This window comes from Burkholderia sp. AU15512 (genome assembly GCF_002223325.1).
In the GTDB taxonomy this organism is placed as follows: domain Bacteria; phylum Pseudomonadota; class Gammaproteobacteria; order Burkholderiales; family Burkholderiaceae; genus Burkholderia.
Map to the genome: position 1 here is coordinate 504,835 of NZ_NKEX01000004.1, position 13,890 is coordinate 518,724.

General features: G+C 68.7%; 12 protein-coding genes. 11 read left to right on the forward strand and 1 reads right to left on the reverse strand.

The window, feature by feature from the left end:
- The first annotated feature begins 94 nt into the window (after nt 1-94).
- From miaB to lnt, 7 genes are all read left to right on the forward strand, one after another.
- Entirely contained in the window at nt 95-1,468 is a 1,374-nt protein-coding gene (gene miaB / locus CFB43_RS14950) for a tRNA (N6-isopentenyl adenosine(37)-C2)-methylthiotransferase MiaB (RefSeq protein WP_089495594.1), read from the forward strand.
- A gap of 29 nt (nt 1,469-1,497) precedes the next feature.
- Entirely contained in the window at nt 1,498-2,544 is a 1,047-nt protein-coding gene (locus CFB43_RS14955) for a PhoH family protein (protein ID WP_089426281.1), read from the forward strand.
- Nucleotides 2,545-2,691: 147 nt separating this feature from the next.
- Nucleotides 2,692-3,468 carry an rRNA maturation RNase YbeY gene (gene ybeY, locus CFB43_RS14960; protein WP_089440969.1) on the forward strand — a complete coding sequence of 259 codons (777 nt, stop codon included), beginning with the start codon at nt 2,692-2,694 and terminating at the stop codon, nt 3,466-3,468.
- A gap of 12 nt (nt 3,469-3,480) precedes the next feature.
- Nucleotides 3,481-4,113 carry a gamma-glutamylcyclotransferase gene (locus tag CFB43_RS14965; RefSeq protein WP_089426283.1) on the forward strand — a complete coding sequence of 211 codons (633 nt, stop codon included), beginning with the start codon at nt 3,481-3,483 and terminating at the stop codon, nt 4,111-4,113.
- A 70-nt stretch (nt 4,114-4,183) separates the two neighbouring features.
- A complete protein-coding gene (locus CFB43_RS38400; protein ID WP_174972906.1) occupies nt 4,184-4,336 on the forward strand; it encodes a hypothetical protein in 153 nt (50 codons plus the stop codon).
- A gap of 309 nt (nt 4,337-4,645) precedes the next feature.
- The gene (locus CFB43_RS14970; protein ID WP_039360042.1) at nt 4,646-5,533 is read left to right on the forward strand and encodes an HlyC/CorC family transporter; all 888 of its coding nucleotides are present in this window, start codon (nt 4,646-4,648) and stop codon (nt 5,531-5,533) included.
- Nucleotides 5,534-5,585: 52 nt separating this feature from the next.
- Nucleotides 5,586-7,274 carry an apolipoprotein N-acyltransferase gene (gene lnt / locus CFB43_RS14975; RefSeq protein ID WP_089495595.1) on the forward strand — a complete coding sequence of 563 codons (1,689 nt, stop codon included), beginning with the start codon at nt 5,586-5,588 and terminating at the stop codon, nt 7,272-7,274.
- Nucleotides 7,275-7,372: 98 nt separating this feature from the next.
- Here the strand turns inward: lnt and CFB43_RS14980 are convergent, their stop codons facing one another.
- Nucleotides 7,373-9,028, reverse strand: coding sequence for a hypothetical protein (locus tag CFB43_RS14980; RefSeq protein ID WP_089495596.1), 1,656 nt, complete (start codon nt 9,026-9,028; stop codon nt 7,373-7,375).
- Between the two features lie 321 nt (nt 9,029-9,349).
- On the opposite strand from CFB43_RS14980, the gene glyQ reads away from it, so the two are divergent.
- From glyQ to CFB43_RS15000, 4 genes are read left to right on the forward strand one after another with little or no spacing between them, the layout of a single operon-like run.
- The gene (gene glyQ, locus CFB43_RS14985) at nt 9,350-10,354 is read left to right on the forward strand and encodes a glycine--tRNA ligase subunit alpha (RefSeq protein WP_011885965.1); all 1,005 of its coding nucleotides are present in this window, start codon (nt 9,350-9,352) and stop codon (nt 10,352-10,354) included.
- A 22-nt stretch (nt 10,355-10,376) separates the two neighbouring features.
- Nucleotides 10,377-12,476 (forward strand): glycine--tRNA ligase subunit beta, encoded by a 2,100-nt coding sequence (gene glyS, locus CFB43_RS14990; RefSeq protein WP_089495597.1) that lies wholly within the window; start codon nt 10,377-10,379, stop codon nt 12,474-12,476.
- A 10-nt stretch (nt 12,477-12,486) separates the two neighbouring features.
- Nucleotides 12,487-13,050 carry a D-glycero-beta-D-manno-heptose 1,7-bisphosphate 7-phosphatase gene (gene gmhB, locus CFB43_RS14995; protein ID WP_089495598.1) on the forward strand — a complete coding sequence of 188 codons (564 nt, stop codon included), beginning with the start codon at nt 12,487-12,489 and terminating at the stop codon, nt 13,048-13,050.
- 43 nt (nt 13,051-13,093) lie between these two features.
- Nucleotides 13,094-13,858 (forward strand): lysophospholipid acyltransferase family protein, encoded by a 765-nt coding sequence (locus tag CFB43_RS15000; protein ID WP_089495599.1) that lies wholly within the window; start codon nt 13,094-13,096, stop codon nt 13,856-13,858.
- The last annotated feature ends 32 nt before the right edge of the window (nt 13,859-13,890 follow it).

Consider the following 13,890-nt stretch of genomic DNA (forward strand, 5'->3'; position numbering starts at 1 on the left):
GCTGGCTGCGCGCCATCCGCGTGCAGCGCACGGCCGTCCCGATTCACCCTATAGACGACGCCCCCAGGTCAACCACTGCGAACGGCGAACCCCCATGACCAAGAAAGTTTACGTAAAGACCTTCGGCTGCCAGATGAACGAGTACGACTCGGACAAGATGGTGGACGTGCTGAATGCGGCCGAAGGCCTCGAAAAGACCGATACGCCGGAAGACGCGGACATCATCCTGTTCAACACCTGCTCGGTGCGTGAAAAGGCGCAGGAGAAGGTGTTCTCCGATCTCGGCCGCGTGCGCGAGCTGAAGGAAGCGAAGCCCGGCCTGCTGATCGGCGTCGGCGGCTGCGTCGCGAGCCAGGAAGGCGCATCGATCGTGTCGCGTGCGCCGTACGTCGACCTCGTGTTCGGCCCGCAAACCCTGCACCGCCTCCCACAGATGATCGATGCGCGCCGCGAGAGCGGCCGTGCGCAGGTCGACATCTCGTTCCCCGAAATCGAGAAGTTCGACCACCTGCCGCCCGCGCGCGTCGAGGGGCCGAGCGCGTTCGTGTCGATCATGGAAGGCTGCTCGAAGTACTGCAGCTACTGCGTGGTGCCGTACACGCGCGGCGATGAAGTGTCGCGCCCGCTCGACGACGTGCTGACCGAAGTGGCCGGCCTCGCCGACCAGGGCGTGCGCGAAGTCACGCTGCTTGGCCAGAACGTGAACGCGTATCGCGGCGCGCTCGCGGCCGGCTCGTCGGAAATCGCCGATTTCGCGACGCTGATCGAATACGTCGCCGATATCCCCGGCATCGAGCGGATCCGCTACACGACGTCGCACCCGAAGGAATTCACGCAGCGCCTGATCGACACCTACGCGAAGGTACCGAAGCTCGTGAGCCACCTGCACCTGCCCGTCCAGCACGGCTCCGACCGCATCCTGATGGCGATGAAGCGCGGCTACACGGTGCTCGAATACAAATCGGTGATCCGCAAGCTGCGCGCGATCCGCCCGGACCTGTCGCTGTCGACCGACATGATCGTCGGCTTCCCCGGCGAGACCGAGGACGATTTCGACAAGATGATGGCGCTCGTGCACGAGATGGGCTACGACACCAGCTTCTCGTTCATCTACAGCCCGCGCCCCGGCACGCCGGCCGCGAACCTGCATGACGACACGCCGCGCGACGTGAAGCTCAAACGCCTGCAACATCTGCAGGCGACCATCGAGGAAAACGTCGCGCGCATCAGCGCGTCGATGGTCGGGAAGGTCGAGCGGATCCTCGTCGAGGGCCCGTCGCGCAAGGACCCGAACGAACTCGCGGGCCGTACCGAGAACAACCGGGTCGTGAATTTCCCGGCGCCGCTCGCGTCGCACCCGCGCCTGATCGGCCAGATGATCGACGTGAAGATCAACCACGCCTACCCGCATTCGCTGCGCGGCGAACTCGTGCTCGTCAGCGACGACGCGAGCGCGGCCACGCACTGACTGACGCTCAACAGGAGCCCGACGCCACTTTGAAGCCGACCCAAGCACTGGAATTCGTCGCGCCGCGCGACGACAACGCGCGCCTCGCCAACCTCTGCGGCCCGCTCGACGAGAACCTGCGGCAGATCGAACAGGCGCTCGACGTCACGCTGTCGCGACGCGGCCACCGGATCGCGATCCGCGGGCGCGGCGCCAAGCTCGCGCTCGCCGCGCTCGAGAACTTCTACAACCGCGCGCGCGATGCGCTGTCGGTCGACGACATCCAGCTCGCGCTGGTCGAAGTGCGCCACACGTCCGGCAACGGCCGCCAGGACACGCTCGACGTGCGCTTTCGCGGCGACCCCGACCATCCGTTCGACGAGCCCGTCGTACAGCTCGACGCCAGCGAGCCGGACGAGGAGCCCGCGCCGAAGCTCTACACGCGGCGCGCCGACCTGCGCGGCCGCACGCCGGCGCAGCGCGAGTACCTGAAGCAGATCCTGTCGCACGACGTGACGTTCGGCATCGGGCCGGCCGGCACCGGCAAGACCTACCTCGCGGTCGCGTGCGCGGTCGACGCGCTCGAGCGCGACCAGGTCAAGCGGATCGTGCTGACGCGCCCGGCCGTCGAGGCCGGCGAGCGGCTCGGCTTCCTGCCGGGCGATCTCGCGCAGAAGGTCGACCCGTACCTGCGTCCGCTGTACGACGCGCTGTACGACCTGCTCGGCTTCGACAAGACGGCGAAGATGTTCGAGCGCCAGATGATCGAGATCGCGCCGCTCGCGTACATGCGCGGCCGCACGCTGAACCACGCGTTCATCATCCTCGACGAGGCGCAGAACACGACCCCCGAGCAGATGAAGATGTTCCTCACGCGGATCGGCTTCGGCTCGAAGGCGGTCGTGACCGGCGATACGAGCCAGGTCGACCTGCCGCGCGGCCATAAGAGCGGCCTCGTCGAGGCGCAGCAGGTGCTCGGCGGCGTGCGCGGCATCGCGCTCACGCGCTTCACGAGCGCGGACGTCGTGCGCCATCCGCTCGTCGCGCGCATCGTCGAGGCGTACGACGAATTCCACGCGCAGCACCAGGACGGCTGACCGGCCGGCGGCACCCGTACGCCGCCCCGGCCCGACAGCCCGGCCCGGCCCGCCACACGGCGCGCCGGGCTTTTTTTCGCCTGTGCGAATTCGGGTGCGATCGGCCGTTTGGTGTATCCTCAACGCGTCCTAATCGCCGTACGCGTCATGAAATCCTCCCGTTCCCGCAAGTCCGGGCGCGCCCAGTCGGCCGCGCCCGCCTCCCCCCGCCTTTCGCTGTTCGATGCGAAGGGCAAGGCCCGGACCGTCAACGCGCAAGGGCTGCGAATCGACTTCCCGGATGGCCGCAGCCTGATGTTCGACCTGTCGGGCAGTTCGGGAGAAGCCGCCGTCGCGATCGTCGCGCAGCACAACGATCCGGCCATGCGCGCGAAGCTCGCGCTGCAGCCCGAGCACTACGACAGCGTGACGCTGCACGTGGGCGCCGAGCCCGCGCCGCGCGAAGACGACGCCGAGGACGCGCTGCGCGAGCCGGAGCTCGACCTGTCCGTGCAATACGGTGACGAAATCACGAGCGACGTGCGCAAGACGCTACCCAAGCGCAAGCTGATCGCCGAGTGGATCGAGCCCGCGCTGTTCGCCAGCGCGCAGCTCACCGTGCGCTTCGTCGGCGAAGAAGAAGGCCGCACGCTGAACGCCGGCTACCGCCACAAGGACTACCCGACCAACGTGCTGACCTTCGCGTACGACGCGGCGCCCGACGGCACCGTGATCGGCGACCTCGTGCTGTGCTGCCCGGTCGTCGAGAAGGAAGCGCACGACCAGGGCAAGCCGCTCACGGCCCATTACGCGCACCTGCTGGTGCACGGCGCGCTGCACGCGCAGGGCTACGACCACGAGACGAGCGACGAGGACGCAGCCGAAATGGAGGCGCTCGAAGTCGACATCCTCGCGAAGCTGGGCTTCCCGAACCCGTACCAGTAAGCCCTCCGCACGATGCGCAACGCCGCGACGCTCCCGCCCGCCTACCCGCCGTCGATCGGCGCCGGGCGCCTGCTGACGGAAGACGAGCTTGCGGCCTCGCTCGCGCATACGATGCGCGACTGGGATGGCCAGCAGGATCTCTGGCTGTTCGGCTATGGCTCGCTGATCTGGAACCCGGGGTTGCCGACCGTCGCCGCGGTGCGCGGCAAGGTGCATGGCTATCACCGCGGGCTCTACCTGTGGTCGCGCGTGAACCGCGGCACGCCCGAACGCCCGGGCCTCGTGCTCGCGCTCGATCGCGGCGGCTCCTGCTCGGGCATCGCGTTCCGGCTCGCCGGCCCGACCGCGCAACCGCACCTCGAAACGTTGTGGAAGCGCGAAATGCCGATGGGCTCGTACCGGCCCGCGTGGCTGCCGTGCTCGCTGGAAAGCGGCGAACGCGTGAACGCGCTCGCGTTCGTGATGCGCCGCGACGCGCCGACCTACACGGGCAAGCTGACCGATCCCGTCGTGAAGGAAGTGTTCAGCTGCGCGGCCGGCCGCTACGGCACGACGCTCGACTACGTGAGCCGCACGGTCGACGCGCTGCGCGCGAGCGGCATCCCCGATCGCGCGCTCGAAGGGCTGCTCGCGCGATGCCGGTGACGCGGCCCGGCGCCCGGCTTGCCGCCACGCGCTGCCGCGCCGCATGCGCATTCGAACGAGGGCACGCCCGATGATGAAACCGTCACGCTGGTCGCGTTGCAGGATTGCCGCGCTGCTCGTTGCCGCGAGCGTCGCGCTGTCCGGCTGCGGCATCCTGGGCTGCGGCGGCGCCGCGACCAACGGCGCGGCCGCCGGCGGCTGCTCGGCCGGCATGCGGTTCTGAACCGCGGCGCGGCGACAAAACCCGCGTGCGTCAGAATGCCGCCCCCAGCCACCTCCGCCGGACGTTTTCCCGCGTCACGGCGCCCCACCCCTTCCGCACCCGTTTTTTGCCGCCGCTGCCCCGTCGCGCCTTTCTGAGATAGGATGGAACCGAGGACGATGCCGCGCCCGGCGCGGCCGTCCGCGAGCGGGGCCCGCGCGAGCCGCCCACCCTGGCCGTGCGGCCGGTGTGACACGGTCGCGTCGTGCCCTTGGTGTATCCTTGCCTACTCCGTGACCGCGCGCTCCGGCATGACCCGGGCGCACCACCATGAACGATTCGTATCCCAGTCGTAAGCTAACCGACAAACCGCAAGAAAAGCGCTCGCTGCTCGAGCGCCTGACCGACTTCATCTCGCCCGAGCCCGAATCCCGCGGCGAGCTGCTGGAAATCCTCCAGGACGCCCACGAGCGCAACCTGATCGACGCCGATTCGCTGTCGATGATCGAAGGCGTGTTCCAGGTATCCGACCTGTGCGCACGCGACATCATGGTGCCGCGCGCCCAGATGGACGCGATCAACATCGCCGACAAGCCCGAAGATTTCATCCCGTTCGTCCTCGAGAAGGCGCACTCGCGCTACCCCGTGTACGAGGAGAACCGCGACAACGTCATCGGCGTGCTGCTCGCGAAGGATCTGCTGCGTTTCTATGCCGAAGAGGAATTCGACGTGCGCGGGATGCTGCGCCCGGCCGTGTTCATTCCCGAATCGAAGCGCCTGAACGTGCTGCTGCACGACTTCCGCGTGAACCGCAATCACCTCGCGATCGTCGTCGACGAATACGGCGGCGTCGCGGGCCTGATCACGATCGAGGACGTGCTCGAGCAGATCGTCGGCGACATCGAGGACGAATACGACTTCGACGAGGAAGCCGGCAACATCATCTCGGGGCCCGACGGCCGCTACCGCGTGCGTGCGCTCACCGAGATCGAGCAGTTCAACGAGACGTTCGGCACCGATTTCCCCGACGACGAAGTCGACACGATCGGCGGGCTGATCACGCATCATTTCGGCCGCGTCCCGCATCGCGGCGAAAAGCTGCAGCTCGGCAACCTCGTGTTCGAGATCCAGCGCGGCGATGCGCGCCAGGTCCACGTACTGCTGGTGCGCCGCAATCCGCTCGCCAGCCGTCGCGCCGAAGCCTCGCACGAGGACTGACCGTCGCGCGCCAGCCGCGCGTTCCACAACCGCTCGCCCACTTCCGCTTCACATGGACGATCCGATCCTGTCCCGCCCGGCTGGCGGCCTGCTCGCGCCGACACCCGGCCGCGCGCTCCCGCGCTGGCACTACCCGGCCGCGCTGCTCGCCGGCGCAGCCAATACGCTCAGCTTCGCACCGACGCCGCATGGCGGCTGGCTGCAACTCGTCGTATTCGTCTGGTTTTTCGCGCAGCTCACGCGCACCGCAAGCTGGCGCAGCGCCGCGCTCACCGGCGGCGCGTTCGGCTTCGGCAACTTCATCACCGGCGTCTGGTGGCTCTACATCAGCATGCACGTGTACGGCGAGATGGCCGCGCCGCTCGCGGGCGGCGCGCTCGTGCTGTTCTCGCTGTACCTGTCGCTGTACCCGGCGTTCTCCGCCGGGCTGTGGTCGTTCTGCGCGGGCCATGCGTGGCATCGCCGCGCGCCCGACCCGCGGCCGTTCTCGCCGACCTGGCACGGCGCATTCGCGTTCGCGAGCGCGTGGGCGCTCGGCGAATGGCTGCGCGGCACCGTCCTCACCGGCTTCCCGTGGCTTGCCAGCGGCTATCCGCAGGTCGACGGCCCGTTCGCGGGCTTCGCGCCGGTCGCCGGCGTGTACGGGATCGCGTGGGTGCTCGCGCTGTTCGCCGCGCTCGTCGTGCAGGCGCTCGCCGCCGCCCGGCCGTCGCCGCTTGCCGAGCCCCGCGCCGGCGATGCGCGCGTGCGCATCGCCGCGCCGGCCGGCATCGCGCTCGCGCTGATCGCGGTCGGTCTCGGCCTGTCGCAGGTCACGTGGACCGTGCCCGCGAACAAGCCGCTCACGGTGCGGCTGCTGCAGGGCAACGTGAAGCAGGACATCAAGTTCGAGGAAGCGGGCATCGACGCGGCGATCAAGATGTACACGCAGATGATCATCGAGAAGCCGGCCGACCTGATCGTCACGCCGGAAACCGCGATCGCGGTGATGATCCAGGAGCTGCCCGAGCCGTTCGCCGTCGCGATCCGCAAGTTCAGCGACACGACGGGCTCGGCCGTGCTGTTCGGCGCGGTCGGCGCATCGGTGACCGAGGACGGTCACTACGTCGACTACACGAACAGCCTGTACGGCGTGACGCCGAATTCGCGCGACATCTATCACTACGACAAGCACCACCTCGTGCCCTTCGGCGAATTCATCCCGTGGGGCTTCCGGTGGTTCGTCGACCTGATGAAGATGCCGCTCGGCGACTTCGCGCGCGGCGCGCCCGTGCAGAAGCCGTTCCTCGTGCACAACCAGCCCGTGATGGCCGACATCTGCTACGAGGACTTGTTCGGTGAGGAAATCGCCGCGACGATCCGCGACAACCCGCAGCCGCCCGGCGTGCTCGTCAACGTGACGAACCTCGCGTGGTTCGGCGACACGATCGCGCTCGACCAGCACCTGCAGATCGCGCGGATGCGCTCGCTCGAGACGGGCCGGCCGATGCTGCGCGCGACCAACACGGGGATGACGGCCGCGATCGATGCGCGCGGCCGCGTGCTCGGGCAGCTGAAGCCGTTCACGATCGGCTCGCTCGACGTTCGGATCGAAGGCACCAGCGGCTTCACGCCGTACGTGACGAGCGGCAACAACATCGTGCTCGCGGTATCGCTCGTGCTGCTCGCGTTCGGCTTCACGTTCGGCCCCGGGCTGCGCCGGCGCAACGGCAAGAAGAACGGCGACGACCAGCCGGAATGACGCAACGGGCGGCCGCTGCGCAGCGCGTGGCGGCCGCAGCCGAATGCAACAAGCTGCAACATGCAGCAGCGGCCCGTGGCCGCGAAACGGCCGGCCGCTCAGGCCTGCCGGGTCGGCTCCTCCGGTTGAACCGGCTGCGCGGCCAGGCGCCGCAAGTCGCGGCTCACCTCCTCCATCACCGGTTCCCACGCGCCGAACACCGGTTGCCGGTACAACGTCGCGGTCGGATACCACGGGCTGTCCTTGCGTTCGAGCAGCCACGGCCAGTGCGGATTCACGTCGAGCAGCACCCAGGTGCGCGCGCCGAGCGCACCTGCCAGGTGCGCGACCGACGTGCACACGGTGATCACCAGATCCAGCGCGCCGATGAACGCGGCCGTATCGTCGAAGCTCGTCAGTTCCGCCGTGACGTCCTCGATCGCGAAGCCCGCCGCGCGCGCCGCCTCGACATCCGCGTTCGCGCCCGGCTGCAGCGAATAAAACGCGACGCCGTCGATCCCGCGGAACGCGTCGGCATAGCGCTCGAGCCCGACCCGCCGGAACGGATTGCGCTGGTGCCCCGCGCTGCCCGTCCACACGAGCCCGACCTTCAGCCGGCGGTCGCCCGCGAGCCGCGCGCGCCACGCATCGCGCGCATGCGGATCGGCCCGCAGATACGGCACCGACGACGCGAGTGTCGACGCTTCCATGCCGAGCATCAGCGGCAGGCCGATCAGCGGCACTTCGTAATCGAAGGCCGGCAGCAATTCGATGCCGCCGCCCGCGCTGAATGCGTCCGCATGCGCGCCGAGGCTGCGCTGCATCAGCGTGCCCACCAGCGGGAACGTATTCCAGACGAGCCGGCCGCCCTCGCGGTGCACGCGCTCGGCGAGCGGCGCGACGAAGCGGCAGAACTGCAGCACGTCGCCGAGCCCCTGCTCGCCCCACACGAGCAGCGTCTTGCCGGCGAGCGGCTCGCCCTGCCAGCGCGGGCCCGGCAGCACCGGCCGGCGGCCGCGCAATTCGCCCGCGCCGTCCCAGCGCGCCTCGTGGCCGCGCCAGCCGGCCGCGACGTTGCCGCGCACGAGCTGGATGATCGCCAGGTTGAAGCGGAACGACGCGTCGTCGGGCGCCAGCTCGCACGCGCGCGCCGCGTAGCGCTCGGCGTCGTCCCAGCGCTGCGCCTCCTTCATCGCCAGCGCGACGTTATTCATCGCGAGCGCGTTGTCGGGCGCGAGCTCGACGAGCCGCGCCGCGCACGCGAGCGCGGCGTCCAGGTCGTGCGTTGCAAGCCGCGCGACGACGAGATTGATCCACGCCTGCACGTCGCGCGGGTCGAAGCGCACCGCCGCTTCGAGCAGCGCGATCTCCTCCGCGCGGCCGCTACCCGACAGCCGCAGCGCGATCGCGAGGTTGTTGCGCAGCGATGGCCGGTCGGCATCGAGCGCCAGCGCCGCGCGATACGGCGCCACGGCGTCCGCGTGGCGGCCCGCCATCTGCAGTGCGTAGCCGTGATTGAAGTACGCGGTCGCGCCCGGTTGCACGCGCGCCGCGCATTCGGCGAGCGCGAGCGCATCGGCCGTACGCTGCCGCGAGACGAGCGTGCCGGTGAGTTGCGCGAGCGCATCGGCGTCGACCGCATGCAGCTGCGCGGCGGCGGCAAGCCACAGATCGTGCGCGGCATGTTCGCCGCGCGCCTGCGCATCGGCGGCCTGCCCGAGCAGCGCGAGGAAAGGCGGAAGCAGCGGAATGAGGATATCGGTCGGATCGTCCATGCAGTCGGAATCGGCTAGCGGTGGCGCGGCACACGTCGCGCGCACCGCAATACGCGCATCTTAACGCCCGCGCGAAGCCGCGCGGCACGCGCGTCACGACAGGCCGCGCGCGGCCACCCGGCGGGCGCCGGTCACGCCCGCGCAGGCCGCCCGGACGGGGCCGACGGTGCGCCCGCCCGCGTTCCGGCCGCATCCGCTCGCCGATCCGGTAAAATTACGCGTTTCAGCACACTAACAAGCCGCGCCGCCGCGCGAGCCGACCCTCCGGGCCCCGCCCGGAGCGCCGCCCGCAACGGAGCGCCAGCGCCACGAAGGCTCTTCATGCTTACGTTTCAGCAAATCATCCTGACGCTGCAGTCCTACTGGGACAAGCAGGGTTGCGCCCTGCTCCAGCCCATCGACATGGAAGTCGGCGCGGGCACCTCGCACGTCCACACGTTCCTGCGCGCGGTCGGCCCCGAGCCGTGGCGCGCCGCGTACGTGCAGCCGTCGCGCCGCCCGAAGGACGGCCGTTACGGCGAGAACCCGAACCGCCTGCAGCACTACTACCAGTACCAGGTCGTGCTCAAGCCGGCGCCGGAAAACATCCTCGACCTGTACCTCGGCTCGCTCGAGGCGCTCGGTTTCGACCTGCAGCAGAACGACGTGCGCTTCGTCGAGGACGACTGGGAAAACCCGACGCTCGGCGCGTGGGGCCTCGGCTGGGAAGTGTGGCTGAACGGGATGGAAGTCACGCAGTTCACGTATTTCCAGCAGGTCGGCGGCCTCGACTGCAAGCCGGTGCTCGGCGAAATCACGTACGGCCTCGAGCGCCTCGCGATGTACCTGCAGAAGGTCGAGAACGTGTACGACCTCGTGTGGACCGAGTGGGAAGAGCAAGGCCCGAACGGCCCCGAGCTGCGCCGCCTGTCGTACGGCGACGTCTACCACCAGAACGAGGTCGAGCAATCGACCTACAACTTCGAGCACGCGAACGTCGACCTGCTGTTCACGTTCTTCAACAGCTACGAAGCGGAAGCGAAGAAGATGATCGACGCGCAGCTCGCGCTGCCCGCGTACGAGCTCGTGCTGAAGGCCGGCCACACGTTCAACCTGCTCGATGCGCGCGGCGCGATCTCGGTCACCGAGCGCGCGGCGTACATCGGCCGCATCCGCGCACTGTCGCGTCTCGTCGCGCAGGCTTACTACGACTCGCGCGAGAAGCTCGGCTTCCCGATGCTCGGCAACCCGCCGGGCGTGCCGGGCCTCACCACCGACGCCCAGGACGCCGCACAACCGGCGTGGGCGCCGCCGCTCAAGGTCGAACGCAAGATCGATCAGGACTGACGAGACGAGATTCATTCCAATCATGACGCACAATCATCCCGCCCCCCTGCTCGTCGAACTGCTGACCGAAGAGCTGCCGCCGAAGGCCCTCGCGCGCCTCGGCGACGCATTCGCCGATGGTCTCGCGCAACGCCTCGCGGCGCGCGACCTCATCGAAGGCGAACTCGTGTTCGAACGCTACGCCACGCCGCGCCGCCTCGCCGTCGTCGTGCAGAACGTGCGCGCCGTCGCCCCTGAAAAGCAGGTTCGCGAAAAGGTCCTGCCCGTGTCGGTCGCGCTCGACGCCGAAGGCAAGCCGACCGCGCCGCTCGCGAAGAAGCTCGCGGCGCTCGGCCACCCGAACCTGTCGATCGCCGATCTCGAGCGCGCGCAGGACGGCAAGGCCGAAGCATTCTTCATCAACTATTCGGCAGCCGGCGCGACGCTCGCCGACGGCCTGCAGGCCGCGCTCGACGAAACGCTCGAGAAGCTGCCGATCCCGAAGGTGATGACCTACCAGCGCCCGGACGGCTCCGACGTGAAGTTCGTGCGCCCCGTGCATCGCCTGACGGTGCTGCACGACGATCGCATCGTGCCCGTCACCGCATTCGGCGTCGACGCCGGCGACACCACGCTCGGCCACCGCTTCCTGTCCGACGGCCTCGTCGCGATCCAGCATGCGCGCAGCTACGCCGACACGCTGCGCGACAAGGGCCGCGTGATCGCGCACTTCGCCGATCGCCGCGAAACGATCCGCACGCAGCTGAACGAGCACGCGAACGGCGATACGGTCGTGATGCCCGAGTCGCTGCTCGACGAAGTGACGTCGCTGGTCGAATGGCCGGTCGTCTACCCGTGCCGCTTCGAGGACGAATTCCTGCAGGTCCCGCAGGAATGCCTGATCCTCACGATGCAAACCAACCAGAAGTATTTCGCGCTGACCGACGTCGCCGGCAAGCTGCGCTCGCGCTTCCTGATCGTGTCGAACATCGAGACGAAGACGCCGGGCGAGATCATCGAAGGCAACGAGCGCGTCGTGCGCCCGCGCCTCGCCGATGCGAAGTTCTTCTTCGAGCAGGACAAGAAGAAGCCGCTCGCCGACCGCGTGCCGCAGCTCGCGAACGTCGTGTATCACAACAAGCTCGGTTCGGCGCTCGCACGCGTCGAGCGCCTCGAGGCGCTGGCCGGCGAGATCGCACCCGCGATCGGTGCCGACGCCACGCACGCGAAGCGCGCCGCGCGTCTCGCGAAGGCCGACCTGCTGACCGACATGGTCGGCGAGTTCCCGGAACTGCAGGGCACGATGGGCACGTACTACGCGCGCCACGACGGCGAAGCCGACGACGTCGCGCTCGCCTGCGCCGAGCACTACCAGCCGCGCTTCTCCGGCGACGCACTGCCGACCACGCCGGTGTCGACCGCCGTCGCGCTGGCCGACAAGCTCGAGACGATCGTCGGCATCTGGGGCATCGGCCTCGCGCCGACCGGCGAGAAGGATCCGTTCGCACTGCGCCGCCACGCGCTCGGCGTGCTGCGCCTGCTGCTCGAGAAGCAGCTGCCGCTCGATCTCGTATCGCTGCTGCGCACGGCCCATGCACGCTTCGAAGGCGTGCCGGGCGTGGCCGAATCGACCGATGCGATCCTCGCGTTCTTCATGGACCGCCTGCGCGGCCTGCTGCGCGAGCGCGGCTATTCGGCCGGGGAAATCGATGCGGTGCTGAGCCTGAACCCGACGCGTGTCGACGATCTCGTCGCGCGCCTCGACGCGGTGCGCGAGTTCACGCGCCTCGCGGAAGCCGAAGCGCTCGCGGCCGCGAACAAGCGGATCTCGAACATCCTGAAGAAGTCGGAAGGCGGCGCGAACGGCACGGTGCAGCCGACGCTGCTCGTCGAGGCGGCCGAGAAGGCGCTGCACGAACAGCTCGCGGCCGTGACGCCGCACGTGCAGTCGCAGCTCGAGGCGCGTGCGTACACGGGCGCGCTGTCGGCGCTCGCCGCGCTGCGCGCACCGGTCGACACGTTCTTCAACGACGTGATGGTCAACGCGGAAGATCCGGCACTGCGCGCGAACCGTCTCGCGCTGCTGTCCGCGCTGCACCAGCAGATGAACTGCGTCGCCGACATCTCGAAGCTCGCCGCATAAGGGCCGCACGATGCCGACCAGCCCCAACCGAAAGCTCGTCGTCCTCGACCGGGACGGCGTGATCAACGTCGATTCGGATGCGTTCATCAAGACAACCGACGAATGGATCGCGCTGCCCGGCGCCCTCGAGGCGATCGCCCGGCTCAACCACGCGGGTTATCGCGTGGTCGTCGCGACCAACCAGTCCGGCATCGGTCGCGGGCTGTTCGACATGGCCGCCCTCAACGAGATGCATCTGAAGATGCATCGCGCGGCGGCTGCGGTCGGCGCACGTATCGACGCGGTGTTCTTCTGCCCGCACACGGCCGAGGATCACTGCGACTGCCGCAAGCCGAAACCCGGCATGATGCAGATGATCACCGAGCGCTTCGAGATCGATCCCGATCACACGCCGGTCGTCGGCGATTCGCTGCGCGACCTGCAGGCCGGTGTCGCGGTCGGCTTCCAGCCGCACCTCGTGCTCACCGGCAAGGGCAAGAAAACGCTCGCCGCCGGCAACCTGCCGCCCGGCACGAAGGTCCACGACGACCTGCGCGCGTTCGCGCTCGATTTCCTTTCACACGAACACGAGTGATGCAGCCGCCGCGCGCATCCTCCCTAACGCCAGACTTACGCCGATGCGCTTCGTCCGCTCCCTGCTGCTGCTGATCTACTTCGTCTTGTACACGGTGCCGTATGCCACCGCGTGCTTCATCGCCTTTCCGTTCATGCGCTCCGACGCGCGCTACTGGATGGCCGCCGGCTGGTGCAAGTCGACGCTGTGGGTCGTGCGCTGGCTGAACGGCATCCGCTACCGGATCGAAGGGTACGAGAACCTGCCCGACGGCCCGGCGGTGCTGCTGTCGAAGCACCAGTCCGCGTGGGAGACGCTCGCGTTTCCGGCACTGATGCCGAGGCCGCTTTGCTACGTGTTCAAGCGCGAGCTGCTGTACGTGCCGTTCTTCGGCTGGGCGCTCGGGATGCTGCACATGGTCAACATCAACCGCAAGGAAGGCAAGAACGCGTTCACGTCGGTGATCCGCCAGGGCAAGAAGCGTCTGTCGGAAGGCGCATGGATGATCATGTTCCCGGAAGGCACGCGCACGCCGGTCGGCAAGCAGGGCAAGTACAAGACGGGCGGCGCGCGCTTCGCGATCGAAACCGGCGCACCGGTCGTGCCGATCGCGCACAATGCAGGTCGGGTGTGGCCGCGCAACTCGTTCACGAAATTCCCGGGCGTCGTCACCGTGTCGATCGGCAAGCCGATCGCGAGCGAGGGGCTGACGCCCGATGCATTGAACTCGCAGGTCGAAGCATGGATCGAAGCGGAAATGCGCCGGATCGATCCCGATTCGTATCGCCAGTCGGGCAATGCGGGCACGCGCGATGCCGCGCGTGTCTGACGCCCCCAGGTTGCAGCCGTTGCGTACGACAA